The following is a 24,804-nucleotide window of genomic DNA, read 5'->3' as shown; positions in this document are numbered from 1 at the left end:
AAAACTATCTCAAAAAATAGCGCTATCCTTCAATATATATTTTCCATGCATTTAATGCCGTTATCAAAAGCTTCCTCACCGAATACAATCAATAGTTATTCGATCATATTTTTTAGCTTATCATGCCTGGACTATGTTACAAATAACTCGCCTACTATTCTTTTGGCCTGTTCATCAGGAGCAGGTTAGGCTGATTCTTTACCTTATCAGGCAGACGAACCACTGCGACACTGGATGCGCGCCGCTCAGCACTTCGCTCCACACTAACATCAGTAAAATAACAATATTCATCATAATCGGTGTCCTTTAATTTGATAAACATCGGCACGCAGTTTTTCTACTTGTGAATCAATACAAGCTGCATTCCTTAAAATTCTAGTTAAACGGAAAGTTAAACATCATCATGTTTTCTAGGAAGAATAATTTCTGAATCGGATTCTTTTCGATAAATTATGATTTTCTGTTGCCGCAGATATATGTCTAGTCCTTGGAAAAGCTGACTATTTATTTTACTAAATTCAGGGCAAAAAAAAACATAGGGCTCCCTATTGAGATACCCATATCATAAATCCCGTTAAGTGTAGCTTGCCGGCTATGAATTCAAACGGTGAAAAAAAAGAAATATCAGAATCAAATCCTGAACAGCAGGAACTGCTTTGGCTGGAAGGGATTTACTTGAGGGTTGAGCGACTATTCATCGAAATTGCCTCAATTCGAGATGAAATTTCCGAGGTAGCAGGTAAAGGCAGTTACGCAGGCATATTACCTAACCATTATTCCTCGGCAAGGCAAAAAAAGAGTGCCCACGAGGGTATATCTATTGACTTAATGGCTGATCTTACCAAAAAAGTTAACGAGATACACCGGTTGCATTTTGCCGGAGAGTACCTTGTGAAAAAGAAGAATACCAGGGAAAAATTTCTTGCCGAAATCTTAGTAACCCCGGCAAGAAATCAGAAATGATGATCAAATTGCTGGTATGGCTTTATCCGATCGCACAAATTTGAGCAGTTCCTTTAGATAGGTTTCCGTTTCAGAGAGACTACCATGCCTGTTGGCTGAACAAATCTCTGCAAGCGTCCATCCTGCCCTAAACTTTCTCACGTTAGAGAGGTGTTTAAAAGAATAGAGTGTGTAATTTTTATCCAGCAAACCGGTTGCCTCCAAACATTTTTTAAATCTGTTGTAAGCATAATTCTCAGCGCACATTTTGTGTGAAATAAAAGTGTCCGCAGAACCAAGCAGGAAATATTCCTTATCAAATTTTTCTATCTGTAATTTATCAAGTTCTGCTCTTAAGCTTACGTCAATATTTACAGGGATTGATTTTTTGTTTTTTGAGACGACGCCGGGAATTGTGATGGTATTGTCCTCCAAATCGATGTACTTAAGCTGCAAGAACCGGAGTTCCTTTGGTCGAATGCATGTATAATAAATCATCCGCACAAAGAGCTGGCAATATTTGTCATTTTTATCAAGCCAGTCCATGATAACCTTGAAATCACGTTCAGTAAAAACCTGATGGGACTGGGTTGGCATTTTCTTACGTGTTTCGCAGTCCGTTACCGGGTTTTCAGAAATGTATTTGTTGACCTTCAAATACCTAAAAAAGTTATTAAGACCTATTCTGCAGTTATTGTAGGTTACTCCCGCCCACTTCTCCTCCCTTTCCTTAAAGTTCAAAAAATCGGTAATCTCAAAATCAGTAATCGTATTTACCTTTTTATTTCCCCCGTGATATTTAATAAAAGAGTTAACTGTTGAGCGGTAAGTACTGATTGATTTTGGCCTGGTGCCTTTGGCTTTGTGGTAAGACTCGAACAGCAACAGCGCTTCATTAAGATCAATGCCAATCAGTTCTTTTCTTAACCGGGCATTGGCATGTTCATCCAGAGGATTCCAACCACCTTCGAGTGCGATTTTGTAAGCCTCGCAAAGGTTATTAAAATTCCTGAGTTTTTGCTTTGGGTCTTTTATCCTGTTAAGCTTCCTGGTTACCCTGATTCGCTCCATCCGCTCTTCAGATGCATTGTGAAAAAAAATTCCACATACCAACTTTGCCTGGCAACCTCTTTTTCCATTGTACTTCCCGCAGGAACTTTGATTATGTTCCGTCCTTTTACGACACGGGGAATAGTATATGGCAGTTCAGGAATTTCCATGAAGCCAAAATTCGCCACTCGGGGATTTTTTTCTTGTGACTGACGTTCGGGATACCCAACGTTTTTAGACTTTTCGTTAGAAGAATTTTGATTTTTTCGCCGTGCTGGCCGGGATGAATTTTGGGCTCCTGGGGCGTTTAGTGGCAGACTTGTGTCAGAGTTTGAAGGTAAAAAATCTCCTAAATTATTGTTTTTCAATAACTTAGGAGTACCTGTGGAGAATATCGGATTCGAACCGATCACCTCTTCACTGCCAGCGAAGCGCTCTAGCCAAATGAGCTAATCCCCCTTGTGCAACAAAAATAGCAATTAGTTTTTCTAAAGCAAATGATATTCAATCTTTAAATTGAATATCATTTGCTGTTCACTGGCTATTAAATAGTTAAAACATATTTAAGTCTAAGCTTTGTGGCTAAGCAATTGTTGATAGGCATTTACAAATTGCGCAACATGAAAACCGTCCATCAATGCATGATTTGCATGAATAGAAACAGGCATTATTTTGCTGTCATTTTCATCTCTAACCTTTCCAAAAGAAATTTTCGGACAGCTGTCTTTGTATGAATAATTTCTGGCGTGCGACATTGAAGTGAAGTTTAACCAGGGTAGCGCAGAATAATGAATTACGTTTTCTCCCGATGACGAAGGAATTAACCCACTTGTTGTCTTCACCTTCTCTATTTCCTGAGTCGCTCCAGCATTAAAATCTATAAAGTTGTTTAGGTAGTCAAAATAGCCAAAGCCAAAGGTTCCGTCAGGTCTGTTTATGGTTGCCGCAGCATTAACTATATCATATTTCCAAACTTCGCCGTTGATGATACGATACTTGAAGTTTTCAATCTGGTTTGCCGCGATCAATGATTTATGCAGATATAGCAAAAAAAATGAAACTCCATTAGCTTTGGCTTCCTGGTATGTTGCTGTGCAATCTACTTCAATTGTTACACCAAAGAAAGGCTCGTCGAAGTTATTGAAAAAGTTAAAATGGTCTTTCCGTAACCAGGTGTTTATATTTATTTTTTCTTTCATTTAATTAATTTTGGTAAAACCTCCGACAGGCTTTCCATCTGGTAAAAATTTGGATGCTCAATTGTATGTTCGATGTGTTCGTGCATCCAGGTGGTGTGGTAAGGTATATGAACCGCATGGCCACCAATGGACAATACAGGTAAAACATCAGATTTTAGCGAATTACCCAGCATCAAAAATTCTTCTGGCTTACAGTCCAGGTGTTTAAGCAGTTTTATATAATCTTTTTCCTGCTTATCGCTCATAATTTCAATGTGATGGAAGTAGTGATCCAAACCTGACTTGGTCAATTTTCTTTGCTGATCCAATAGATCACCTTTAGTAGCCACTACCAGGCGATATTTCCCCTGCAATGCTTTCAAAACATCTTCTACACCATCTAACAATTCAATAGGCTTATTTAACATTTCCTGTCCTAGTTGAATCGCTTTTGTAATTACTTCAGGATTTACTTTTCCTTCGCTGATTTTTAAAAGAGTTTCAATCATACTCAACATGAAACCCTTGATGCCATAACCATATAGTGGCAGATTAGCGATTTCTGTTTTATATAATTCGGCAATGACGCTATGGTAAGGCAGGAAATCTTCCAGTAAAGCTGCAAAATGAGTTTCCGTTTCCCGGAAATAAGGTTCGTTTACCCAAAGGGTATCATCAGCATCAAAAGCAATTACACTAATCTTATTTTCCATGGTTATGCTTACTTAATGTTCAAAAGTAAATCAAGCCAAATTAATATGAAAGGACATTTGTCTTAAACGGAATTATGATACAAATAAAAACCATGCTTTTTGCTATTTTCACAAAGATAGGCGGTTAACGATGTTCTGCTCGAATGAAAAAGGCATGTTTGAGACGAGCTCAGAGCGCTTATGCTCGACCAGCGTTCATTACTCTTCCAATCAGAATGGCGAAGCGTTTCCAATTGATATCAAGCTGAACCATAACCAAACCTTCACAAACAATTTAGAAAACTTATTTGTCAGCCCGGAGGTTAAAATAAATAAATCTCTATGATATGAATACATCAGATAAAAAAGAAAAGTCAGCAAAAAATAGCGAACCAAAGGTTGGCAGCAAAAAAACGGTAAGAGGATCTGGATATACCTATACAGAAAAGCAGGAACGTACTGATAAGAGTATTCCTTTGAGCGAAGCAGAGGAAGAACAAATTGTCCAGCTACCGAATCTTGGCCAGAAAAACCGCCCATAATTAAATGATGAATAAGCTACTGCGTCTTCAGGGCGTATTTTATCTTTTCACAGGTGTGTGGCCGATAATTCACATACAAAGTTTCATGTGGGTAACCGGACCAAAGATAGATATCTGGCTGGTAAAGATGGTTGGTCTGCTGAGCATTGCCATTTCTTTGTCGATACTCTCCCAGCCTGCCCACAAACAGCGATCACCGGTGCTGAGCATCAGTACCGCCATTAGCTTTCTAGCCATTGACGTCTACTACACTACGGTCGGCACAATTTCTAAGATCTACCTGGCCGACGCGGTAATCCAACTGATTTTCATCATCTTAGCCTGTTTAGCCACCGATAAAGGTAAAAAATCAAAATTTCAACTTTAACTTTAGGCACAACCGTCATGCCAGCACGAAAAAAATACGTATCCCAGGCCGGTAAAATCCTGTTAACTACCGTGCAATCCCAAAGAGCGTGCGTTTGATCTTCTGTTATTAGTATAAAATTTATGTTGTGAAAACAATCATTCAGCTACCTGGCACGAATTACCTGACCAAGCGGATCTGGCACCTAAACGATTAATAGCTATTGCTGCACTTTATCTCCCGCTGGCAATGAATCCGTTTTAGCAGTATCCTTTTTGTCTCCTGCTTGATCGCTACGGCCGGCTTTTACTGATCCGCTTCCGGGATGTGAATCGGCTGGACTATTCTGCCCGGATGTACAGTTTGCCAAAAATAAGGATACCGGGATAATCAATAGTTTAATGTATTTGTTCATAGCTATTTTTTTTTGAATAATGTTTCTGTTGCAGGCAGATAAAAAGGTCCTAATTTGAGAAACTGACATATGTACATCCAAAATTGGAGACATAGTGCAGCCACATTAACAACAACTTTCCTCCCATTCTTATACATGTGTAGAAATATTTTGCTTTCCTGTTCCCATAAAATTAAAGTAGTGCTGCAATAACAACATGGTTTTAGCGTCGTTTATTTTCCCGTCAACGAGCTGATTCCATGCATCTTCAATTTTTAAACCGATAAGTTCGATATCCTCTCCTTCTCCCTCAGCTCCGCCGCCCTGACTGGTTCGATCCACTTCGCGCACCTTTGTAATGAACAAATGCAGGTACTCGGTTAAGCCTCCGGCTGAGGTATACACACCACCGATTTTTTTCGGCTCAGAAATTTCATAACCGGTTTCTTCCCTGGCCTCCCGGATAACCGCCTGCTCGGGAGACTCTCCATTCTCGATCAGCCCCGCACAGACCTCCAGCAAAAAACCACCCGCTCCTTCCTGCGGATTAAGTAGCACTGGCAGCCGCAATTGTTTAGTTAGTATGAATTCCTCTTTCTTAGTGTCAACTAAAAGAACAGCAACCGCATCCGGCCGAAAGTAAACCTCATTTTTCTGCTCATGGCTATTGCCCTCGATATTTGGCTTCGTGAAATCAATCTCTTCCAGTTTGTATTTCTCGTTGGAGAGAAGTTTCCTGTTCCGGATCATTATCTGTTTCATATACCCGAATAAATCTTATGCGCCGCCTTTCTTACGCCATTGCGTTAACAATACCGAAGTGATACCAAGGGCAACCATACCAAGGTTGAAGCCGACAGCTTTGGGTTTTTTGCGGATGCCCTTATACCCGGTTAGCAGCGCCATACCCGATAAATTGGCCACATCAATCAACTTGTGCACCCTCATCGGGATTAAAGGCAACAGTGCCAATGGCTGACGGGTAATGGCTCCGTACAGGAACACTTCTATGGCCAATCCCCTGAAAAGCACGACCGTTTTTTTATTGCAGCCAATCAATGCCGGGACTGTGTAGAGTGTTGCGGCAAAAGCGTAATCTACCAGCCCATGTATGGCGGGAGTTATGGGTTTCTTGTTCATAACTTAACATTTAGAGTTTACGATTAGTATGTATTGACCTTTTCTGCTATAACTTCATATTTGGATTAACAGTAGAAAAAATGAAAAGGTTTGTACAGCTATCTCTTTCCGTAGATCACTGCAAATAGTGTTGGAAATACGGTTAATTCCTGGCTACTACGGGGAACTTATTCGCTAAAAACTTGTTATATCTTAAACATTTCACCATGAGTACAATTTCCCTGTTCGATCCTGTGCTGCCTGAAGGTTTCAGCTATTATCCAGAATTTCTTAGTGCAGAGGATGAACAAAGGCTGCTGGAAATCGTGCAAGACTTAGATTTGCAACCCATGGTTTTCCAGGGTTATCAAGCCAAACGCAAAACCAAAAGCTTCGGTTACGACTACCATTTTCACAGCCGTAAACTGGAAAAAGGACTACCGATACCGGAAACATTCAACGCCCTTATTGACAAAGTTTCCCTAAAATTAGCCTTCGATCCAAAGCTGTTTAAGGAAGTGCTGGTTACCGAATATCCACCCGGCTCAGTCATTAACTGGCACCGGGACGCACCTCCATTTGGCCTCATCTCCGGAATTTCATTATTATCCGACTGCAGTTTACGTTTCCGTCCGCACGATAAATCCAAACAAGGCAGAAAGACAATCATAAATATAACTATTCAAAGATGCTCACTTTACATCCTAGATGGGATATCCCGAAGCGACTGGGAGCACAGCATTCTTCCGGTGAATAAAACCAGATATTCCATTACTTTGAGAACGCTCGGAAAATTTTAAATAATCTATTTCCACAAACTATTGTTTTCAAAACCGTTGGCAGCTGTAATGGATCAGGAAGCGTTGTTTCTCTCGGCAAGACCAAGGTAATTTTTATTTTCCCCCGCCCTCTGCCTCATTCTATCAAAAGCAAATACATCCATTTTATTATCTATATGCTTACTTTAGCGCCCTAAATAAGGTCAACCCAAAATTATTTAGAATAGACATTTGTGTAAACTGAAACATGCTACGAACAAACCCCACTTTTTTATCTTTCATCGCTGATTTTTACGACAGAGAAGAAGCACAAAAAAACATTTTATTAAAATCTTTTCCATCTGGATTCAGGTTTATAGAGCAGGGCGAAAAAATCAGGAACATTTATATCATTAAAGAGGGTATTACAAAATGCTTTATTTCCGAAGAAAACGGTAAAGATTTCATCATTGAGTTTTTGGGAAAAGGAGAAGTTGTTGGCGAACTGGAAGTGCTGAAAAAAATAGATTGTCTATGCAATATCGAAACACTCAGTGAGGTTACAGTGTATTCTATTCCCGATCATTTCTTTTTAAAGCTTATCAGGGAAAACATTGAATTCACTGAAATATTACTTCAGGAGTTATCCACCAGGATCATTCAAACGAGTACGAGGGCATCGTTTCAGCAACTATATACTTTGGAATATGGCTTGATGAAACTACTTAAGCTGCAAGCTGAAGAAAATATCAATGTTTCTAAAGAAGATATGGCGGCTTATTTAGGTATTTCGGTCAGGAGTTTTAACAGAACTTTACGACAATTAGAATCTAAAAATACTTTTATTGAGGATGAAGGTATGCGAAAATTCCTAGAACATTTAGCCTAATAAACTTAACAATAAAACGCCCGGCAATTAATTTGCCGGGCGTTCTTAAAAATTAAAATCAAAATAAGATTACTGTTTTACGGGTGCGGAGCCTGGAGCTGGTGCATTAAAATCCAACTCATTCAAAGGAATATCAAAATAATCCATAAAGTTATAATCTATAAAACAGCTTCTGATTTGAGAACCGGTAGTACCCAGAGTAGAGCCTTGAATTAATACATTTGCCGCAGCACGACCGCCGCCTGAAGACGCAGATTGCGTAACGCCCCATCTTCTTGCATCATAAAAAGCTGTTCCTCTTTGGAACAATGCAACTCTACGTTCGCGTTTTAAAATTGCTATGGCTGCTGCCTGTGTTAAACCAGTACCAGCTGTTGCAGCAACATTTGCCCCCTGGTAAGTACGTATCTGGTCGATGATAATTAAACCGGCTTCTATAGCACCTGTTCTTATGTTCGCTTCGGCAATGTCCAAACGGGTTTCTTCGTAAGTAGCGCCAACCTCCATAAAACCCCTATTATCACTCGTTGCAAACTTACCACCCGATTCAATTGGAACGGCTCCATATCTTGTACCGAAGTTGAAGCCCCTGTCGTTTCTCAAATTCGGAGAAGTAAGAAGATAAAAGTTTGCTGCTAATCTTGCATCATTTGTTTCGAATTCCTGCACTAAACGTTCGCTAACGAAGGTAAACTGAGTTCCTAAGCCTAACAGAGAATACGGATGATAAAAGGCACCCGATAAATCATTTGTACCGTTAGGATCCATCCCAATTCTGAAATTATTATCAGTTGCCAGCATACCTGCATTGGCAAGTGTTGTAACAGCCGTCCAATCTGCAGTTGTCATTGCTGCAACTTTTTTATTAGCCATTAGGTTACGCGCTTTGTAGCTGCTGATCTGTCTTTTCCACATATCAGGTGTGATTCTTGAAGAACGTGCTGCGAAGTCAGGAATTACAGCATCAATTGTTGAATTGTAAGCATCAATATTTGCCGTGGCAATAGCATTTAGTTGTGCAAGGCATTTATCGAAGTTGCTGGTTGCTTCGTTTATTATGGCATCGCGTGTTATAAAGTTACCATTTGTTGTACCATCAGAGTTATTATTGATAATTCCTGAAACGTACATCGAACCAATATGAGAATAAGCATAAGCTTTCCACCAGTAAGCCCAGGCACGTAAAGTTGCTTTCTTAGTCGCTACATCTCCGGTAAACTTTGCTTCAGGTTTATCGATCGATGCAAGTAATAAATTACAACTTGCATTCAATAAATTCATTGATTCCCATTCGTATTTAAATACATTTAGGTCGCCTGCTGTTCTGCTGTTTGTACTTTGCAACTGTGGTTTTTGTTCGGGGCCAATCGGATTTTTTAAAACCGTTCCGTTCGGTAAAGTGATAGAGGTTACTTGTTCGGCCCATCGCCAGCCCCAGTTGCCGTAAGGCGAATACAGCTCGTCGCCCATAAAGCTGTGTAGAGACCAGCCAATAACGAAATTGGCACCAAGTCCTTTTACGTAAAGACCTTTAGAGAAGGCTAATATCCCGTCTTCAACTGTAAGTGAGGCATTTGGCGTCGGTGAGTTGGGGTTAATAAGTTCGAGGTCTGTTTTCTGGCAGCTGCTCAAAAAAACGACTAAAATAAATATGCTAATAATTTTTTTCATGATTTCAGATTTAAAAGCCAATGTTAACACCAAATTGATAAGATTTTAAGTTCGGAAAACCGAAGCTGTCGACACCCCTATCTAATGTGCCCGTACTACTAGATTCTGGATCTAAACCACTGTATTTGGTAATCGTTAAAATATTTCTGGCCGAAGCAGTTACAGAAACCGTTTTAGCCCATTTGATATTCAATGCGTTACGAAGGTTATACGATAAGGATAAATCTCTTAAGCGTAAGAATGAACCACTTTCTGCGAACCAGCTAATTGGGTTTGTTGAGTTATACAAACTGCCATAGTAAGACGTAAAAGCGCCGGTTTGTCCATTAATGGTCACTTCCTTATCAAAATCGGCAGCAAGCTGATCTCTATACAACCATTGTCGGGTTAAATTATAAACTTTGTTTCCGTAATTCCAGTCAAACTGGAATGATAAGCTTAAATTCTGGTAGATATTAAAACTGTTTATGAACGACATTGTGAATTTAGGAGTCGGATCTCCCATGTTTTTCTTATCGTCACTCCCCGTTACAAGAACTTGCTTTGTTGTTTTGTTAGTTACAAAGCCATTAACCAATTCATAATCGCCAACACTTACCGCAGCAATGTAGCGAGAACCGTCAGGCTTCAACTGATCAACAGAAGAAAGCGGAACCTGTCCATAAAAAATACCAAAACGTTCGCCTGCTTTTAAAGCGAAGTTGCCTGAAACTACGTCCTGACCATTTGCAATTTTATCGACAATAGTTTGAGAATGTGCGAAACGGATACCGAAATTCCAGGTTAAATTCTTTTTCTGAAGCATTGTCGCATCTGCACTTAATTCGTAACCACTCGATTTTAATGTCATCAAATTATCGTTGATTGCGACATAACCGGTAGACGGAGATAAATCGGCAGCCTGAATAACATCACCACTTTCTCTTTTCCAGTACGTAGCAGTTACTGCCACCCGACTTACCCAGGCTTTATTATTGTTTGCTAACACGAAATCTGTTCCTGCTTCGAATTCTTTTGAGGTTTGTACTCGTAAAAAAGGATTACTGGCGGTTCCAGGAAGGGTTAAATAACTCCCATCACCTAAAGTTCCGGCATTTAAGGTTACTTGGCGGGCATATCTTCCCGGCTGAATACCCGCTTCGCCATAGGCTGCACGAACTTTCCATTGTGGTAACCATGATAATTTTAATAAATCAGAAGGGTTGAAATAAGCTGTTCCCCTTGGAAAGGTAAAAGCTTTACCACCTGCACCAAATTCTGATGAGTAATCAGATCGTACACCAACAGAAATACCGGCCAAAGTTCCCCAATCTATACTTTGATTGAACAAAAGGCCATAACTTAAAAATTCATTTGAATTACCTGTTGCAGTTTTTGTAGTTGCAACATTAATGTTATAAGGTGGGTATGTAGGTAAACCAACACCTCTTCCGTTAAAATAATTATAAGCTTCTTTCCTTACATCGTATGATACTTGCGTGGAAGTTGTAATTGGCAATCTGGAATTGAAGTCTTTTTCAAAATCTGTTCTGAAGAATACTGAACCAATAGAATTGAATTTCGTGTTTCTTGTATTACTCTGCTCGTACGAACCTTCTCTGGTTCCAAAATATAAATCTTGCCCGGTTGACGTTTGATTTTTATAATAATCTAAATTGTTCAGTGCATAATAATCTAAACCAACTTTATAATCCAACTCTACAAATTTTGGAAACTTGTAATTCAGGTTTAAACTTTGCACAAAACGGGTTGATTTATCTTTTCTCACATGCCAGTCGTTTTCTGCCAATGAGTTACTTTGGTTCTCCTCTTTAGGTTGAACAATCAGGTTTCCTAAAGCATCTTTGAAAGTAAAATCAATAAACTGGTAAGAGTTTAAAAGAGGGAAACGGTTGCCAGAAATTAAATTTTCATTTTCAATTACTGCTTGCGAAGTTGAACGCAAAGTAAAGTTTTTAAATAACTCCACACCTAAATTGATGCCGGCTGTATGTCTTGTCAGCTTGTTATTCATTACGTTTTGCTGATCCAGCCTCGATGCATTAATTGAATAATCAGACTTTTCGCCACCGCCAGATATACTTATATTATTGTTATAAGTTGAAGCAGTTCTATACGCTTGTTTTAAGTGATCATAAACCGTTTCCATATAAGGCTTATTGTTCAGCGTAGTTGCTCCTGACAATAAAGCTGGCTCAGTATACTTACCATCTGTGCCTCTGGTAATCCGAACGCCGTTGTTATCCAAAATGTATCCTTGTGCATCGGTAACGTAGTGATGGTATTTGGCTAGAAGATCGTCACCTTGAATAATCTGATCAGAACTATATTTCGAACTGAAATTAATGGTTGGAGCGGTTCCTTTTGTACCTTTCTTGGTAAATACCTGAATAACGCCGTTCCCCCCCTGTGCGCCATAAAGCATACCTGCCGCAGCACCTTTAACAACCTCAACGCGTTCCACTAAACTGGGATCAAGACCATTTAAATCAGACACTTCAACTCCATCAACTAAAATCATCGGATAAGTGCTACCTAAAGTATTAATACCCCGAAGAATAATTGATGCACCATCGCCTGGCTGACCAGAACCTGTGCGGATAACCGCACCAGCTATTTGTCCTTGTAACGCCTGTTCAACAGAACCTGTTACCACACTTTTAGCAAAGTTTTTCGATGATAAAGTTGCCACATCAACACCGATTTTCCTCTTGTCTGTCGCGGTACCAACTCCAGTTACAACCACATCAGATAATTGTTTAGAGTCTACTGCCATGGAAACTTTAATCTCTCCACTTGTTACTCCAACAGTTTGCGTAGAATAACCTAAAAAACTAAAGGTCACTTCTGTTACATTACTAGGTAAAACGAGTTTAAATGTTCCGCTGGCACCGGTTGTGGTTACTGACTTCGCGCCTTTTGCGGATACCGTAACACCAGGAAGTGGTAAACCATCATCTTTGCCCACTACTGTTCCATTGATTGTACGGTCCTGTGCAAAAATACCTTGGGCAAGGTAAAGCATCAGGAAGGAAATTAAGAGTAATTTTCTCCTCATAGCAATAAGTTTTAGTTTAATTTTAGGTTTTAATTAACACTAATCTATCACTAAAGCCCAGCTAAAACGAATTATAAATACTTAAAGACAATATAATACCAGAATAAGTTAATTATGTATCATATTTTATTTATTAAAAATTAAAAAATTCAAATTTTATATTTAATTATCCAATAAAACGGAAAAACAAACTAATTAATACTGAAAAACATAATTTATTAATCAATTATTTAAATTTAATTATCGAAAATTCATATAAACTATAAATTAAAATGCATTTTTTAAAATAAAAATTGAATAATAACCGTAAATCATGAGTCACCAGAATAAAAAAAATTAAAAAACAAGAATTCCATGATAATTACAAATTGAATCTGTAATAAATCGTTCATTTTATCAAAAGACTTTCAATATTTAAGAAATCTGTTAGCAAACGCAAAAATAGAGGAATGTGCGATTAAAAAAAAACGTCAGGATATTTTACAATTTACCGGCTGGAAGAGTAATTATAGAACTAACAGCAAAAAAGCAGTCAAATAGTCCCAAGGCTGTAGAGATTCCAGAGATTAAGCACCATCCACCATGCTCACTCAGTTATAAATCATTATCTGAGCCTAATGCAGAACTTAAATAATTATAAAGACGCCAGGTGCGTTATCACGCTGATTTTCCCGAGAAAACAATCAGCATTGGAAGCTAATATCTGAGCATTTAATATCAGTCTTACTGAGTCTGGGATTAAATAATAATATCATGTATTTTAACGCTAAGCTTTATAGCCTTAGCGACCCATCCAGCCACCATCCACTGTTAAAACAGTACCGTGAACATAATCTCCTGCTTTAGAAGCTAAAAAGATAGTTGGTCCTTTGAAATCGTTTGGAGTTCCCCATCTGCCTGCTGGAATTCGGGCTAAAATTGAATTACTTCTATCTTCATCTTCCCGTAGTGCGGATGTATTATCTGTTGCGATATAGCCCGGTGCTATTGCATTTACATTCACACCTTTAGAAGCCCATTCATTCGCAAATGCTTTCGTTAATGAAGCAATTGCACCTTTACTCGCCGCATAACCCGGAACTGTAATACCGCCCTGAAAGGAAAGTAAAGAAGCTGTAAATATAACTTTACCACTGCCACGTGCAACCATATCCCGACCTATTTCCCTGGTTAAAATAAATGGTGCCGTCTGGTTTACGGCAATCACTTCGTCCCAAAACTCGTCTGGATGCTCAGCAATTGGCTTACGTAAAATGGTGCCTGCATTATTTACCAAAATATCTATAACGGGATGATTGGCTTTTACATCAGCTATAAATTCTTTTATTGCTTCGCGATTGCCAAAATCGCACTGGTATGCAAAAAATTCCCTGTTTAGCGCGAGGATTTCTTTTTCGACAGCACTTCCTTCAAGTTCAAGACTGGCAGAAACACCAATTATATTGGCTCCCGCTTCCGCTAGAGCCAAAGCCATTGCTTTGCCTATCCCCCTTTTGCAACCTGTTACCAATGCAGTTTTACCCGTTAAATCAAATATGTTTGACATTTTATTTCTATTAACAATTAATCTTCAATTCCCTTTGGGTCTGGTTACTATTTTAATTCAGTTATTGCACAATGATCCATGTCTCCATAATCAAGATTTTCACCAGCCATACCCCAGATAAAAGTATAATTACTGGTACCTACGCCCGAATGTATCGACCAATTTGGAGAAATTACGGCCTGGTCGTTCTGCATCCAGATGTGGCGGGTTTCTTGCGGCTGACCCATGAAATGACAAACACTTTGCCCCTGTGGAACCTCGAAATAGAAATAAGCCTCCATCCTCCGGTCGTGTGTATGTGCAGGCATCGTATTCCAAACACTTCCCGATTTTAATTCAGTCATACCCATTTGCAACTGGCAGGTTGGTAAAACGCTGTTTACAAGAAGTTTATTAATTACACGATGATTTGCGGTTTCAGGTGTGCCTAATTCGACAATTTCAGCATCAACTTTACTCACTTTTTTTGTTGGATAGCTGTGATGAGCCGGTGCCGAATTGATGTATAATTTTGCAGGCTGTGTTTTATCTGCAGATTCGAAAGAAACACCCTGAACACCTTTACCTATATATAAAGCTTCTTTGAAATCCAATTCAAATTTTTCATCGCCGACTGTAATAATTGCCTTTCCGCCTACATTTATGATCCCAATTTCTCTTCGTTCTAAAAAGAAATTTGCCTTTAAAGCATCAGGGTTTGGCAATTCGATTTTTTCATCGACTGGCATTGCACCGCCAACAATATACCTGTCGAAATGGGATAAAGTCAGATTAATGCAGTTGGGTTCAAAAATAGCTTCAATTAAAAAGTTTTCCCGCAAGGCAGCGGTGTCCATTTGTTTAACTTCTTTTGGGCTTTGAGCGTAACGGCTTTCAAATTTGTTCATCGATAAAAATTAAGGTAATGAATCAGGTTACTTGCATTGCAAATATATATAAACTTCAGACAAGAATAACCATAACAGAGGGTGATCTCAGGAAAATCGCTTTTAACTTTTCTCTGATAATTCTTAATCTTTCTGCGCATGCCTTAGCATTATGTTTACCACGGAAGCACGAAAAACTTTAATCTCATCCGTGATTTCTGTGCTTCTGTGGCTAATTAATTTTTACTAATGTTTTAAAAGCAATTTCCCTGGAGGTGATCTGTTGTATTCTGCCGAACAATAAAAACCTGTATTGCCTTTTTTTGTTTATAAAATGACAGAATAACTTTATTATATGAATTTTCGTTTTACAAAAATAATTGTAATCATTTTAATAACATCCGGATATCTATCGTGTAAATCAGGTTCTGTGAATTTGTTTAAGGCGACATCGCCCCATGAAGTATATCAACGCAAACTGATTTCTGCAGGATTAGATAAGACTGCTCTGGGTGCTGACTGGATTACTGCAGCAAGTACAAGTATGCAAAAAGCACTTTCTATCACCGTTCCATACCAGGAAACCGGATATTTCGCTGCAGAAAAAGCAAATGCCGCAGCCTATAAATTTAATGCTGTTCGCGGAACAAAGATTGAGTTATCCTTACAGAAAAAGCCAGTAGATGGCGCGAAAATTTACATCGATATCTGGAAATTACCAACTGATGGAAATGCAAAGTTACTGGCTTCTGCAGATACCCTTGGAAATGATATTAAATTAGATGTTGACGAAACAGGGGCGTATTTGATCCGGCTTCAGCCAGAACTTTTAAGAAGTTCAGAATACACATTAAAAATTACCGTAGGTCCTTCATTAGGCTTTCCAACGCAAACCGGAAAAAATAATATAAAGAGTTTTTGGGGTGATGGAAGGGATAATGGCGATCGTAAACACGAAGGCGTAGACATATTTGGCACATTCAGAAGTCCGGTTATCGCAACAAACGATGGTACAGTGGTTAAGGTTAATGAAAATAACTTAGGCGGCAAAGTAATCTGGCTCAGGCCGAAAGGTAAAGATTACACCTTATATTACGCACATTTAGATGAACAGATAGTAAAGGAAGGGCAAAATGTTTTAGCAGGAGATACTCTTGGTTTAATAGGCAACACTGGAAATGCAAAAACCACTGCGCCGCATCTGCATTTTGGTATTTACACTTTTGGAGGCGCAATAGACCCATTACCTTTTATAAACCCAACTGTGAAGCCAGCGGCAAAAATCACAGCTTCAGTTGCCAATCTAAATAAAACCTTAAGAACAACATCGAAAGTTGCTTTAAGATCCGCTTCCAATTCAAATTCAACGCCGGTTACACAATTAGCCCCAGGTACTGTTGTCAAAATTCGTTCAGCCACTTCCAACTGGTATAAAACAGAGTTGCCGGATGGTAATTCAGGCTTCATAAGGAGTACAGAACTGATTCAGGTTTCCAATCCAATTAGAAAGATTAAAATTACATTAGCCAATTCCTCAGTTTATGATAAGCCAGATAGCCTTGCAGCTGTTAAAGTAGATTTAAAGGAAGGTGAAAGCGTAGATTTATTAGGTAACTTTGGAAATTATAGCTTAATAAGTGATAAAAATTCACAATCTGGCTGGATAAAAAAATAACAATGAAAATATTTCAGCAAGCATTTGCAATAAGGGAACGTAAGAGGGGTTTCCATTTGATAACTGATGAAGTTGTTAATGCCTTTCCTGAACTTAAGGAAATTAATGCAGGCATTTGTCAGGTTTTTATTCAGCATACTTCAGCATCACTAACCATCAACGAAAATGCTGATCCAACAGTTAGGGTAGATTTTGAAATGTATTTCAATAAGGCAGTTCCGGAAAATGATCCGGATTATGAACACGATTATGAAGGTTCGGATGATATGCCCGCACATTTGAAGGCTGCGCTATTGGGTGCTTCTGTTACAATTCCGGTTCGAAATGGTAAGTTAGCACTGGGTACCTGGCAGGGTATTTACTTGTGTGAACATCGAAATCGTGGCGGCCAACGAAAAATTATGGTTACCGCCTGGGGTGAATAGACTATTATTCTTTAGGAACCTTTTTTTGCAAATCTTTGTGGTTATCCTGAATAGAATTACCTTCAGTTTCAATTTCAACTTCTTTTGTTGTAACGGCATAATGTGAGGGATGGATTTCTGAACCGTAGGCTACAGCATAGGCCTTGGTAAACTCTGCACCAAAATATAAAATGATGGACGAATAATAAGTCCAAAGCAATAGAATAACCAGAGATCCCGCTGCGCCATATGTACTGCCAACATTGCTCGAACCAATGTAAAAAGATATCCCAAACTTACCTATCATAAATAAAACACCTGTTACGATGGAGCCTAAAATAACATCACGCCATTTAATGATTGCATCCGGTAAAACTTTAAAAATAACAGCAAACATCAACGATATTACTGCTAGTGTAATCGCCATATTCAGCACATAGAATACCACCACAGATACTTCTTCAAACCTGGCTTCTAGCCTTTTGCTAAAGGCATCAACAACAGTATTTACGACGAGGGAAACCATTAAAACGAAACCCAGACTTACAATTACAGAGAAAGATAAAAACCGGTTTTGCAACATTTTTAACCAACCTCTTTTTGGTTTTGGTTTTAGTCCCCATATGGTATTTATGGAATCCTGAATGTCACCAAAAATGGTTGTCGCACCAATTAATAAGGTTACTAAACCGATAATGAATGCGATTGTACTTTTGCCGTTGAGGTAGGCACTTTTAATAATCTGTTGCAATTGTATCGCAGTGTCCTTGCCTAAAAAACCTGCAAGCTGGGCGTAAACCTGACCTTCTGCAGCCTCTCTTTTTAGAAAAATGCCACAGAGTGATATTATGATTACCAGCAAGGGTGCCATTGAAAAAACTGTATAATAGGCCAGAGAGCCGCTTAACTTCGTTACTTTATGATCAGTAAAACCCGTAAACGAGGCTTTCAAAACTTCCCAAATCCCTTTAAAAGTTACTTTCTTCTTAGTCATAATGCTTCGGCTTAATATCCATTAGAACCGACTATTTTATCATTTTGTTTGAAAAGAATGCATTAAAGAATGATTTCTTGTTTCACAGGAATAGAAAAACAGAAGGTTGAGCCCTTTCCTTCAACCGAATTTACCCAAATTTTTCCCTTTAGCCTTTTGACAATTTCAGAAGAAATGTATAAACCTAAACCGAGGCCGGGAAAAGTATGTTCTTTATTTCCGCTTACACGGTAAAACTGCTCGAAAACATGGTCCTTTTTCTCACTGCTTATACCTATCCCGTAATCCTGTACACAAACCCTTACATGTTCCTCATGGTCTTCGGTGTAAATAACAACCTCATTTGCATCAGGTGAATATTTGACGGCGTTAGTTAATAAGTTTGTAACTACCTGGCAAACCCTTTCTCTATCACCAAAAATCGCTCGTTTAAACTTCAGGTTTTTATTGATGATGTGCTTTGCTGAAGTTCGTTGAACATCTTCGATTACCTCTTCTACCATTTCATTAAAATCAAACATAGAGTGGTTGAACTGAAGTCTGCCCGCATTAATCTTGGTCACATCGAGTAAATCACCAATTAAATTGGTCAACCTGTCTACTTGCTTGTTCATTCTGGACAGGAATTCTGCATTTTTTAAATCGCCAGAACGCTTAAACATCGCTTCCAAAACTTGCGAATACGCTTTTAAACTGGTAACAGGCGTTTTTAATTCGTGGCTCGCAATACCAAGAAAATCATCTTTTTGCTTTTCTAACTCTTTTTGATGATGCACATCGGTATTTGTTCCATACCATTTTACTATTTCACCATGCGCATTTTTTAATGGTAATGCTCTAACTAAAAACCAACGATATTCATTAAATCTATCTTTAATCCTATACTCGGTTTCGTACGGATCTCCGGTCTCTAAAGCATGTGCCCAGGCTGCACTTGCATGAGCCTTATCGTCAGGGTGAACCGCTTCAGTCAAAGTCGAAGAAATTACCTCTTCTTTGGGTCTACCACTCTGGTCGTACCAACGTTGGTTTATGTAATCCAGGGTTCCGTCCGGCCTGCTCGTCCAAACGATTGAAGGTACAGTATTTGCTAAAAACTCCAATTCGTTAAAAGCCCGTTGCAGAGCTTCATTTTTGTCATTCAGAATTTTCCTGGCATTTAATTCTGGTCGTAAATCACGGGCAATACCCGCTATTGCCACAGGTGTGTTGGTTATTTCTTCCCGAATCGCATAAAGTTGCTTATGAATTGGAATAATTTCTCCTGTTTTTTGGTGAAGTAGTTCTAATTCTCCGGACCACTTACCTTTACTCAACAATACGGGCAGAATTTCACGTTTAATAAGTTCGTTTGTTGCCTCACTATGGTAATCAAATAAGTTACTTTTACTAATTTGTGCTTCATCAATTCCTATTAAAGCGATTCCCGACGGGTTTATATAAAAAGTGTTTCCCTGTATGTCACAATAATTACAGAAATCTTCGCTGCTATCAACAATTGTGGCTAAACGCTGCAATTCTGCTTTTGCTTTAATTTCGGGGCGTAAATCGCGGGCAGTTGCGCCTCTTCCAATTACATCACCACTTTCAGGATCTTTGATTAGCAAATAATTTACATTGCAAGGGATGATTTCCTTTGTTATAAAATTCCGAAGGTTAATGGTGCCTTGCCAACCAGACGTTTCTGTTATCTCTTTTATTATGTGATTTTGAACCCTGTCAAGCTCTTCGGGTGTATAAAAATCTTTTGCACTTAATTTGGTAACATCAGCGTCTAACCCAACTCCTAGCAGGTTTCTCGATGCAGCATTCATGTAAATTAAATTGCCTTCCATGTCGGCTACTGTCATATGGTCGGCATTATGACTTACCAAACTCATTAATTGCTGTTCACGTCTTTTGCTTACCACTTCGCTTGTTACATCCTGCGCAATTCCAGCAAAACGATACGCAATATTTTCAGCATTAAAATATGCTTTTCCCTTACAATGCACCCAACGCAACTGATTTATTTCTTTATTTAATGTACGATATCTGATATCGTAATTACCTTCCCCCTTCGGATCAACTGCTGCTATAACAGCCGCATTGACCATTGCTTCATCATCAGGATATATCCGACTAAGAACATCTTCATAAGCAATTTCTCCTTCAGGCGAAAACCCGAAAAGTTCGCGACAGCGATTATCCCAGTTCACCTTGCTATTTATCGGGTCTAAATCCCAGGTTCCTATGCCAGCAGATTGCAATGCGAAGGCCAACCGCTCTTGGGTTTCTGCAATTTCCTTTCTTGCGGAAACCAATTCTGTTAAATGTGCCGCGGTGTTTATTATGGCATACGTTTGGCCATCGCAATCTTTTATTGGTTTATAAGTAAAAGTGAAATAAAATGTTTGCAGCCTACCATTTACCACTAAATCGGCACTCGATTCTTTAGCATAATAAGTTTCACCAGTATCGAAAACATGGGCCAAAATATCGTGAAAAGGCTGGCCATCAAGTTCAGGCAATGCCTGTTTAAGTGGCATTCCGATAACAGACTCATCCTTTCCCCACAAATCAATCATGGCCTGATTAGCGAAGCTGATAACCATTTGCCGCCCTTTGTAAATAGCTGTTGGCATTGGCGATGAATCAACGAGGGACGAAAACTTCTCATCGTCGGAATATTCTCTATTCATTAAAAAATAAATTTTTATTAAATATAATAATATTGCTGCTTACAGATCCATTAAATATTACGTTAAACAAAATAGCCTTAAGTAATATGTAATATAAGACTATTCTATGTTGCACGAGAATTACTTTATTTTTATCCAGGCTACTATGTCGTTAATTAATGTGGCCGAAACACTGGAGAATGATTGGTATTGAACACCGGTCCCTTTTTCGACCTGTTGACTCAACAGGTGGTTTAGTTCTGGATAAAATTTAAATTCTGCATTCGTATTGCCTGCCAAGCCAGCTTTCCACAAATCATAATCCTTTTGTGCGACCTGAAAATCATTCCCTCCCTGAATAACAAAGATTCGCGGCTTAGTTAATTTTTTGGCAACAGCTATCTGGTCATAGTTATTAATGTCTACCCAATAAGCTGCTGGTATACCTAAAATAGAAGAGTCCGGTTTTATGGCACCCAGTTGTGTGATATTACCTTTTGCAATTTCAGTTATAGCCATATCATATTGCACTTTGGCCATTTTTGCAGTATCATTCATTTTCTCAAAAAGGTACTTGTTTTGCTCGGTTAGTAAGTCGGGCAACTTTCTGGCGGGCGCTGCAGCTAAGATAATACCACTTAAATCCGGAACCTGACTCGCAATCCGCGGTGCAAGCATGCCGCCTAAACTATGTCCGAAAAGATAAATATTTTTTATGTCGGCCCCCGGAACTGTTTTAGCCATAGCTAATGCTGCCACAGCATCATCTATTACTTCTTCTTTAACCGTATATACCTTATTAAATTCCTGAGCATAAACCAATGTTCTCTTCACATATCGGATAGATCCAATACCTTGAGCCGCTAAACCAGCAGCCAAATCTTTAAAAGGTTTGTTCGGACCAACGGTCTCGTCCATATCTGAAGGACCAGATCCATGAACAAATACAACCATAGGGAAATTTTTAAGATTTTTAGGTGTGGTGATAATCGCGGCCAATTGATGCCCTGGAAGAGCCAGGTATGTAGCTTTTTCTGTATATAATGTGGTGTCAGCGTAGGAAGGCGACAGATATTTAGCCGTTACCGGTTTTGGGGCTAGAAAAAAACCAACTATTTTTTGAGTTTTATTAAAGCCAAGGATAAAATTTTGCGTACCCCTTTCAAACTCACCTGCTACAGTAACCGCGAAAAAGTCGCCCTGAACTTTACTTTGAACAGCCTCAATAGATTTCGATTTTCCGAGATTCGCATGTACATCAGCCCATAGCTTTTTTAATTGTTCTTCTGTTAATTTGGTCTTAACAGTTTCGTCAAAATTACCATATGCTTCGGTAAACTTTCCATCCTCTAACAGCTGGAAAAAATTATTTGCTCCGTTAAAAAGGCTGATAACATTTTGTGCGAAAGACGCTGTTGTAAAAAATAATAGTGTAAAAACTATTAAAATACTTTTCCTCATGAATAATATTGTATTTAGTTCAATAAACCAAAGTTAACAATATTTGAATCCAATTTTGTTAAAATGTAACTAATTGATTAGTTTTTCGTTAATAATGTTATTGTATTATTTTAGAGGTACCATACAACGAATATCTTTATTGCCGATATACATTTCCAGACAATATCCATCAGGATCGATATCAGCAATGAAAAGCAGCTTTTCAAAAGTTTTGCCTACTGAAGGAATTTGGCTCATAAAATCGACGATGTATTCACTGGCGAAATGCCCTTGCTTTATAACAAAGGTTTCAAAACCAAATATACCCGACTCACCTGGATTTAATTCTTCGGCAGCCGCTTTATAAATAATGCTTCTTCCATTGGGACTTGAAATACCAAAGCACCTTCTTTTTTCATCAAAGGCCAAAACGTCGTGCAATTTCTTATGCGCCGTATTTACACCATCCGGAAATGATGATGCTGTTACACACATCACCTTAATATCCTTATCTAAGTAAAATGTTTCCATGTGTTTCCAATTGTTCTGATCAAAATTAATTTTAATCAGAAGATGGCACAACTACATTAAGCGACAACATTCAGGGCCAAATGCGACAAGAAAAAAAATACAGGCAACACAATAATTTCACATATCAGCGTTTATGTATATGAGAGCGTTAATTTAGATGACGGGGATGCTGCTTCGGTGGAATCCCCGTTTCTTTTTATCAGCTTTTCACTTTCTGAAGTTTTCCCAATAAAAAAGGGACATAATTTATAAACGTCCCTTTCAGATATATGATGGATTTAAGGATTTTAACTTTTTATCTCATGTATTTCGGCCGTGCCTGAAAAATGGTTAGGGTAGGCTTTAATTTTTCGAGGCCTTAACAATACCCATAGTCCCAAACCAATCACTATCAGGGCGGTGGTAATTTTTGAAAGTTCAAAATCGAAAATTGTGATGTCCTGTAGCGTGAAAAAACCACCAATTATGGTTAGAGCCAACCAGCCTCCACCTTGAAAGTTTTTGCGATATCCTATCCACAAACCCGCAGCGAGCATAATGGTGTGCCAGCTTAATATCCAGTTTGGCCTGTCCCAACCAATATTATCCAGTAAGAATACTGATCCGATTACAATTACTAAAATGCCTAAAGCATTTTGTTTATCTATGTGATTTTTTTTGATTAGATTTTCCATGACCGTTGTTTTTATAAATCAAATGTATCCCGAAAATGAAGACAAGAGAATGGACTTTCCTTAAACTACTTTTGTTTATCGGTGAGTGAAATAAAAGCATCGGTGAAAATACTTGGAGGATTTTCGAAGGCAGAAAAATGTCGGTAAAGAAGTGCAGAGGCGTAGTAAGTACTTTGGTGGTCGTCGGTTGCGCCCGAATACAATACGTTTAGTGTAATGATTTCGATTCGTGAGGACACGAACCGAGGCGTTGGATGTCGGTGAAAAATAGCGGCGGTAATTATTTTGATTTTAATCAGTCGTCTTCCCCGCGAAGGCGGGAATCTTATACAATAATATTGAGCTTCCTGAAGAAATGAATGACAAACATAAAAAGTTAGGGCACAAAAATTTCTCCCCTTCGATCAAATTGACGACTTACGACTATTCAAAAACTAAAATCTCGCTTTCCTTTGCCATAATAACTTTGGAAGTTAGTCCAATAAATAAACCATGCGCCAATATGCCGTCAATTTGATTCAAGGAATAAGCAAGTTCATGAGCCTTTTCTATCAAACCAAAATCAACATCAACAATATAATTTCCATTGTCCGTTATAAATGGTTTATCTTCCTTGCTTCGAAGAATACATTTGCCACCTGATTTTTTCAGTTGGCTATAAACGTAGTGCAATGCAAGCGGAATCACTTCGACAGGAACTGTAAAAGCACCTAGCTGACTTACTTTTTTAGATGAATCTGCGATAATAATGGAATACTTACTCAAAGAAGCGACTATCTTTTCGCGGAATAATGCTCCTCCTCCGCCTTTAATTAAATCGAGTGATTCAGTAAATTCATCGGCTCCATCAATACTGATATCTATTGAACTTAACGTTTCCAATTTTACAATAGGAATGCCGTGAGAAATAGCTAGCGCTTCTGTTTTTATCGAACTTGCTGCGGCAGTTATCACCAAGCCATCTTTCATTCGTTCGGCCAGTTCTTTTATAGCAAAGGTCGCCGTGGAACCTGTGCCCAGGCCTACAACATCATTATCTTTAACAAACTGAACTGCCTCGCGGGCCGCCGCTAATTTTTCTGCATCCTGCTTAACTTTATCTGTAGGTACCATATTGTAAAAATATAAAATTACCAAACAATTAGTCGTCATTCCGAACTCATTATCGCCTATTGACCATGCAGGATTAAAATTAAAAAAAATATACCACATGCAATAAATCCTAATTAATGCGTTTATGTATATGAGAGCGTTAATTTAGATGATGGGGATTCTGCGATAAGTGGAATCTCCATTTCTTTTTTAAAGGCTTTTCGAGATCTTTTAAATAAAAAAACGGTTGATGTTTCCACCAACCGTTAACCAAATTATACTA

26 protein-coding genes and 1 tRNA gene are annotated in these 24,804 nt (G+C 38.6%); 7 read left to right on the top strand and 20 right to left on the bottom strand.

The window, feature by feature from the left end; genetic code table 11:
• Nucleotides 1-154: 154 nt before the first annotated feature.
• On the bottom strand, nt 155-322 hold the full coding sequence (locus ASF92_RS21115; RefSeq protein WP_157264014.1) for a hypothetical protein: 168 nt from the start codon (nt 320-322) through the stop codon (nt 155-157).
• Nucleotides 323-594: 272 nt separating this feature from the next.
• On the opposite strand from ASF92_RS21115, the gene ASF92_RS20550 reads away from it, so the two are divergent.
• The gene (locus tag ASF92_RS20550) at nt 595-963 is read left to right on the top strand and encodes a hypothetical protein (RefSeq protein WP_056097607.1); all 369 of its coding nucleotides are present in this window, start codon (nt 595-597) and stop codon (nt 961-963) included.
• Nucleotides 964-966: 3 nt separating this feature from the next.
• Here the strand turns inward: ASF92_RS20550 and ASF92_RS20545 are convergent, their stop codons facing one another.
• From ASF92_RS20545 to ASF92_RS20530, 5 genes are all read right to left on the bottom strand, one after another.
• A complete protein-coding gene (locus ASF92_RS20545) occupies nt 967-2,013 on the bottom strand; it encodes a site-specific integrase (protein ID WP_056097606.1) in 1,047 nt (348 codons plus the stop codon).
• Nucleotides 1,995-2,360, bottom strand: a complete 366-nt coding sequence (locus ASF92_RS20905) for a hypothetical protein (RefSeq protein ID WP_157264012.1) — start codon at nt 2,358-2,360, stop codon at nt 1,995-1,997. The genes ASF92_RS20545 and ASF92_RS20905 overlap by 19 nt, the downstream gene beginning before the upstream one ends.
• Nucleotides 2,361-2,377: 17 nt before the next feature.
• Nucleotides 2,378-2,451: transfer RNA gene (locus ASF92_RS20540), tRNA-Ala, on the bottom strand.
• A 110-nt stretch (nt 2,452-2,561) separates the two neighbouring features.
• Nucleotides 2,562-3,191 carry a chloramphenicol acetyltransferase gene (locus ASF92_RS20535; RefSeq protein ID WP_056097605.1) on the bottom strand — a complete coding sequence of 210 codons (630 nt, stop codon included), beginning with the start codon at nt 3,189-3,191 and terminating at the stop codon, nt 2,562-2,564.
• Nucleotides 3,188-3,883 (bottom strand): HAD family hydrolase, encoded by a 696-nt coding sequence (locus tag ASF92_RS20530; protein ID WP_056097604.1) that lies wholly within the window; start codon nt 3,881-3,883, stop codon nt 3,188-3,190. The genes ASF92_RS20535 and ASF92_RS20530 overlap by 4 nt, the downstream gene beginning before the upstream one ends.
• A gap of 326 nt (nt 3,884-4,209) precedes the next feature.
• On the opposite strand from ASF92_RS20530, the gene ASF92_RS20520 reads away from it, so the two are divergent.
• A complete protein-coding gene (locus tag ASF92_RS20520; RefSeq protein ID WP_056097602.1) occupies nt 4,210-4,404 on the top strand; it encodes a hypothetical protein in 195 nt (64 codons plus the stop codon).
• 4 nt (nt 4,405-4,408) lie between these two features.
• A complete protein-coding gene (locus ASF92_RS20515) occupies nt 4,409-4,771 on the top strand; it encodes a hypothetical protein (RefSeq protein WP_157264010.1) in 363 nt (120 codons plus the stop codon).
• Nucleotides 4,772-4,970: 199 nt separating this feature from the next.
• Here the strand turns inward: ASF92_RS20515 and ASF92_RS20510 are convergent, their stop codons facing one another.
• The 3 genes from ASF92_RS20510 to ASF92_RS20500 form a co-directional block, all read right to left on the bottom strand.
• Nucleotides 4,971-5,165, bottom strand: coding sequence for a hypothetical protein (locus ASF92_RS20510; protein WP_056097600.1), 195 nt, complete (start codon nt 5,163-5,165; stop codon nt 4,971-4,973).
• A gap of 129 nt (nt 5,166-5,294) precedes the next feature.
• Nucleotides 5,295-5,906 carry an NUDIX domain-containing protein gene (locus ASF92_RS20505; RefSeq protein ID WP_082489653.1) on the bottom strand — a complete coding sequence of 204 codons (612 nt, stop codon included), beginning with the start codon at nt 5,904-5,906 and terminating at the stop codon, nt 5,295-5,297.
• Between the two features lie 15 nt (nt 5,907-5,921).
• Complete coding sequence (locus tag ASF92_RS20500; protein WP_056097598.1) at nt 5,922-6,284, bottom strand: hypothetical protein; 363 nt, start codon at nt 6,282-6,284, stop codon at nt 5,922-5,924.
• Between the two features lie 206 nt (nt 6,285-6,490).
• Here ASF92_RS20500 and ASF92_RS20495 point away from each other — a divergent pair, with 206 nt between their 5' ends.
• Both ASF92_RS20495 and ASF92_RS20490 read left to right on the top strand, forming a co-directional pair.
• On the top strand, nt 6,491-7,063 hold the full coding sequence (locus tag ASF92_RS20495) for an alpha-ketoglutarate-dependent dioxygenase AlkB (RefSeq protein WP_056097597.1): 573 nt from the start codon (nt 6,491-6,493) through the stop codon (nt 7,061-7,063).
• Between the two features lie 226 nt (nt 7,064-7,289).
• Nucleotides 7,290-7,910 (top strand): Crp/Fnr family transcriptional regulator, encoded by a 621-nt coding sequence (locus ASF92_RS20490; RefSeq protein ID WP_056097596.1) that lies wholly within the window; start codon nt 7,290-7,292, stop codon nt 7,908-7,910.
• 69 nt (nt 7,911-7,979) lie between these two features.
• On the opposite strand, the gene ASF92_RS20485 is transcribed toward ASF92_RS20490, so the two are convergent.
• The 4 genes from ASF92_RS20485 to kduI all read right to left on the bottom strand — a co-directional run bounded on the left by ASF92_RS20485 (nt 7,980) and on the right by kduI (nt 15,072).
• A complete protein-coding gene (locus ASF92_RS20485) occupies nt 7,980-9,581 on the bottom strand; it encodes a RagB/SusD family nutrient uptake outer membrane protein (RefSeq protein WP_157264008.1) in 1,602 nt (533 codons plus the stop codon).
• 10 nt (nt 9,582-9,591) lie between these two features.
• Nucleotides 9,592-12,639: a SusC/RagA family TonB-linked outer membrane protein gene (locus ASF92_RS20480; protein WP_082489652.1), complete on the bottom strand. Its 3,048-nt coding sequence runs from the start codon at nt 12,637-12,639 to the stop codon at nt 9,592-9,594.
• 781 nt (nt 12,640-13,420) lie between these two features.
• The gene (locus ASF92_RS20475) at nt 13,421-14,185 is read right to left on the bottom strand and encodes an SDR family NAD(P)-dependent oxidoreductase (RefSeq protein ID WP_056097593.1); all 765 of its coding nucleotides are present in this window, start codon (nt 14,183-14,185) and stop codon (nt 13,421-13,423) included.
• 47 nt (nt 14,186-14,232) lie between these two features.
• Nucleotides 14,233-15,072, bottom strand: coding sequence for a 5-dehydro-4-deoxy-D-glucuronate isomerase (gene kduI, locus ASF92_RS20470; protein ID WP_056097592.1), 840 nt, complete (start codon nt 15,070-15,072; stop codon nt 14,233-14,235).
• Nucleotides 15,073-15,481: 409 nt separating this feature from the next.
• Between kduI and ASF92_RS20465 the strand changes: the two genes are divergently transcribed.
• Together ASF92_RS20465 and ASF92_RS20460 are read left to right on the top strand one after the other, a co-directional pair.
• Nucleotides 15,482-16,726 (top strand): M23 family metallopeptidase, encoded by a 1,245-nt coding sequence (locus ASF92_RS20465; RefSeq protein WP_197413350.1) that lies wholly within the window; start codon nt 15,482-15,484, stop codon nt 16,724-16,726.
• Between the two features lie 2 nt (nt 16,727-16,728).
• Nucleotides 16,729-17,151 (top strand): secondary thiamine-phosphate synthase enzyme YjbQ, encoded by a 423-nt coding sequence (locus ASF92_RS20460; RefSeq protein ID WP_056097590.1) that lies wholly within the window; start codon nt 16,729-16,731, stop codon nt 17,149-17,151.
• Between the two features lie 4 nt (nt 17,152-17,155).
• On the opposite strand, the gene ASF92_RS20455 is transcribed toward ASF92_RS20460, so the two are convergent.
• The 7 genes from ASF92_RS20455 to rpiA all read right to left on the bottom strand — a co-directional run bounded on the left by ASF92_RS20455 (nt 17,156) and on the right by rpiA (nt 24,641).
• Nucleotides 17,156-18,124: a YihY/virulence factor BrkB family protein gene (locus ASF92_RS20455; protein WP_056097589.1), complete on the bottom strand. Its 969-nt coding sequence runs from the start codon at nt 18,122-18,124 to the stop codon at nt 17,156-17,158.
• Between the two features lie 62 nt (nt 18,125-18,186).
• The gene (locus tag ASF92_RS20450; RefSeq protein WP_056097588.1) at nt 18,187-20,805 is read right to left on the bottom strand and encodes a PAS domain-containing protein; all 2,619 of its coding nucleotides are present in this window, start codon (nt 20,803-20,805) and stop codon (nt 18,187-18,189) included.
• A 120-nt stretch (nt 20,806-20,925) separates the two neighbouring features.
• Complete coding sequence (locus ASF92_RS20445; RefSeq protein ID WP_056097587.1) at nt 20,926-22,245, bottom strand: DUF3887 domain-containing protein; 1,320 nt, start codon at nt 22,243-22,245, stop codon at nt 20,926-20,928.
• Between the two features lie 105 nt (nt 22,246-22,350).
• Nucleotides 22,351-22,755: a hypothetical protein gene (locus ASF92_RS20440; RefSeq protein WP_056097586.1), complete on the bottom strand. Its 405-nt coding sequence runs from the start codon at nt 22,753-22,755 to the stop codon at nt 22,351-22,353.
• 287 nt (nt 22,756-23,042) lie between these two features.
• Nucleotides 23,043-23,429 carry a hypothetical protein gene (locus ASF92_RS20435; protein ID WP_056097585.1) on the bottom strand — a complete coding sequence of 129 codons (387 nt, stop codon included), beginning with the start codon at nt 23,427-23,429 and terminating at the stop codon, nt 23,043-23,045.
• Between the two features lie 65 nt (nt 23,430-23,494).
• Complete coding sequence (locus tag ASF92_RS21110; RefSeq protein ID WP_157264006.1) at nt 23,495-23,668, bottom strand: hypothetical protein; 174 nt, start codon at nt 23,666-23,668, stop codon at nt 23,495-23,497.
• A 184-nt stretch (nt 23,669-23,852) separates the two neighbouring features.
• Nucleotides 23,853-24,641, bottom strand: coding sequence for a ribose-5-phosphate isomerase RpiA (gene rpiA / locus ASF92_RS20430; protein WP_197413349.1), 789 nt, complete (start codon nt 24,639-24,641; stop codon nt 23,853-23,855).
• Nucleotides 24,642-24,804: the final 163 nt, after the last annotated feature.

The organism is Pedobacter sp. Leaf176 (assembly GCF_001424305.1).
GTDB lineage: Bacteria > Bacteroidota > Bacteroidia > Sphingobacteriales > Sphingobacteriaceae > Pedobacter.
Note: the sequence above shows the minus strand (reverse complement) of the source record. Positions and strands in the feature narration are given on the sequence as shown.

What these genes read in the sequence shown, in the direction of transcription:
- ASF92_RS20485 (WP_157264008.1), bottom strand. Translation starts at nt 9,581, where the DNA reads ATGAAAAAAATTATTAGCATATTTATTTTAGTCGTTTTTTTGAGCAGC.
- ASF92_RS20480 (WP_082489652.1), bottom strand. Translation starts at nt 12,639, where the DNA reads ATGAGGAGAAAATTACTCTTAATTTCCTTCCTGATGCTTTACCTTGCC.
- ASF92_RS20530 (WP_056097604.1), bottom strand. Translation starts at nt 3,883, where the DNA reads ATGGAAAATAAGATTAGTGTAATTGCTTTTGATGCTGATGATACCCTT.
- ASF92_RS20500 (WP_056097598.1), bottom strand. Translation starts at nt 6,284, where the DNA reads ATGAACAAGAAACCCATAACTCCCGCCATACATGGGCTGGTAGATTAC.
- ASF92_RS20510 (WP_056097600.1), bottom strand. Translation starts at nt 5,165, where the DNA reads ATGAACAAATACATTAAACTATTGATTATCCCGGTATCCTTATTTTTG.
- ASF92_RS20505 (WP_082489653.1), bottom strand. Translation starts at nt 5,906, where the DNA reads ATGAAACAGATAATGATCCGGAACAGGAAACTTCTCTCCAACGAGAAA.
- ASF92_RS20450 (WP_056097588.1), bottom strand. Translation starts at nt 20,805, where the DNA reads ATGAATAGAGAATATTCCGACGATGAGAAGTTTTCGTCCCTCGTTGAT.
- ASF92_RS20550 (WP_056097607.1), top strand. Translation starts at nt 595, where the DNA reads ATGAATTCAAACGGTGAAAAAAAAGAAATATCAGAATCAAATCCTGAA.
- ASF92_RS20515 (WP_157264010.1), top strand. Translation starts at nt 4,409, where the DNA reads ATGATGAATAAGCTACTGCGTCTTCAGGGCGTATTTTATCTTTTCACA.
- ASF92_RS20455 (WP_056097589.1), bottom strand. Translation starts at nt 18,124, where the DNA reads ATGACTAAGAAGAAAGTAACTTTTAAAGGGATTTGGGAAGTTTTGAAA.
- ASF92_RS20435 (WP_056097585.1), bottom strand. Translation starts at nt 23,429, where the DNA reads ATGGAAAATCTAATCAAAAAAAATCACATAGATAAACAAAATGCTTTA.
- ASF92_RS20520 (WP_056097602.1), top strand. Translation starts at nt 4,210, where the DNA reads ATGAATACATCAGATAAAAAAGAAAAGTCAGCAAAAAATAGCGAACCA.
- ASF92_RS20545 (WP_056097606.1), bottom strand. Translation starts at nt 2,013, where the DNA reads ATGGAGCGAATCAGGGTAACCAGGAAGCTTAACAGGATAAAAGACCCA.
- ASF92_RS20460 (WP_056097590.1), top strand. Translation starts at nt 16,729, where the DNA reads ATGAAAATATTTCAGCAAGCATTTGCAATAAGGGAACGTAAGAGGGGT.
- kduI (WP_056097592.1), bottom strand. Translation starts at nt 15,072, where the DNA reads ATGAACAAATTTGAAAGCCGTTACGCTCAAAGCCCAAAAGAAGTTAAA.
- ASF92_RS21115 (WP_157264014.1), bottom strand. Translation starts at nt 322, where the DNA reads ATGTTTATCAAATTAAAGGACACCGATTATGATGAATATTGTTATTTT.
- ASF92_RS20490 (WP_056097596.1), top strand. Translation starts at nt 7,290, where the DNA reads ATGCTACGAACAAACCCCACTTTTTTATCTTTCATCGCTGATTTTTAC.
- ASF92_RS20445 (WP_056097587.1), bottom strand. Translation starts at nt 22,245, where the DNA reads ATGAGGAAAAGTATTTTAATAGTTTTTACACTATTATTTTTTACAACA.
- ASF92_RS20475 (WP_056097593.1), bottom strand. Translation starts at nt 14,185, where the DNA reads ATGTCAAACATATTTGATTTAACGGGTAAAACTGCATTGGTAACAGGT.
- ASF92_RS20495 (WP_056097597.1), top strand. Translation starts at nt 6,491, where the DNA reads ATGAGTACAATTTCCCTGTTCGATCCTGTGCTGCCTGAAGGTTTCAGC.
- ASF92_RS20440 (WP_056097586.1), bottom strand. Translation starts at nt 22,755, where the DNA reads ATGGAAACATTTTACTTAGATAAGGATATTAAGGTGATGTGTGTAACA.
- rpiA (WP_197413349.1), bottom strand. Translation starts at nt 24,641, where the DNA reads ATGTGGTATATTTTTTTTAATTTTAATCCTGCATGGTCAATAGGCGAT.
- ASF92_RS20535 (WP_056097605.1), bottom strand. Translation starts at nt 3,191, where the DNA reads ATGAAAGAAAAAATAAATATAAACACCTGGTTACGGAAAGACCATTTT.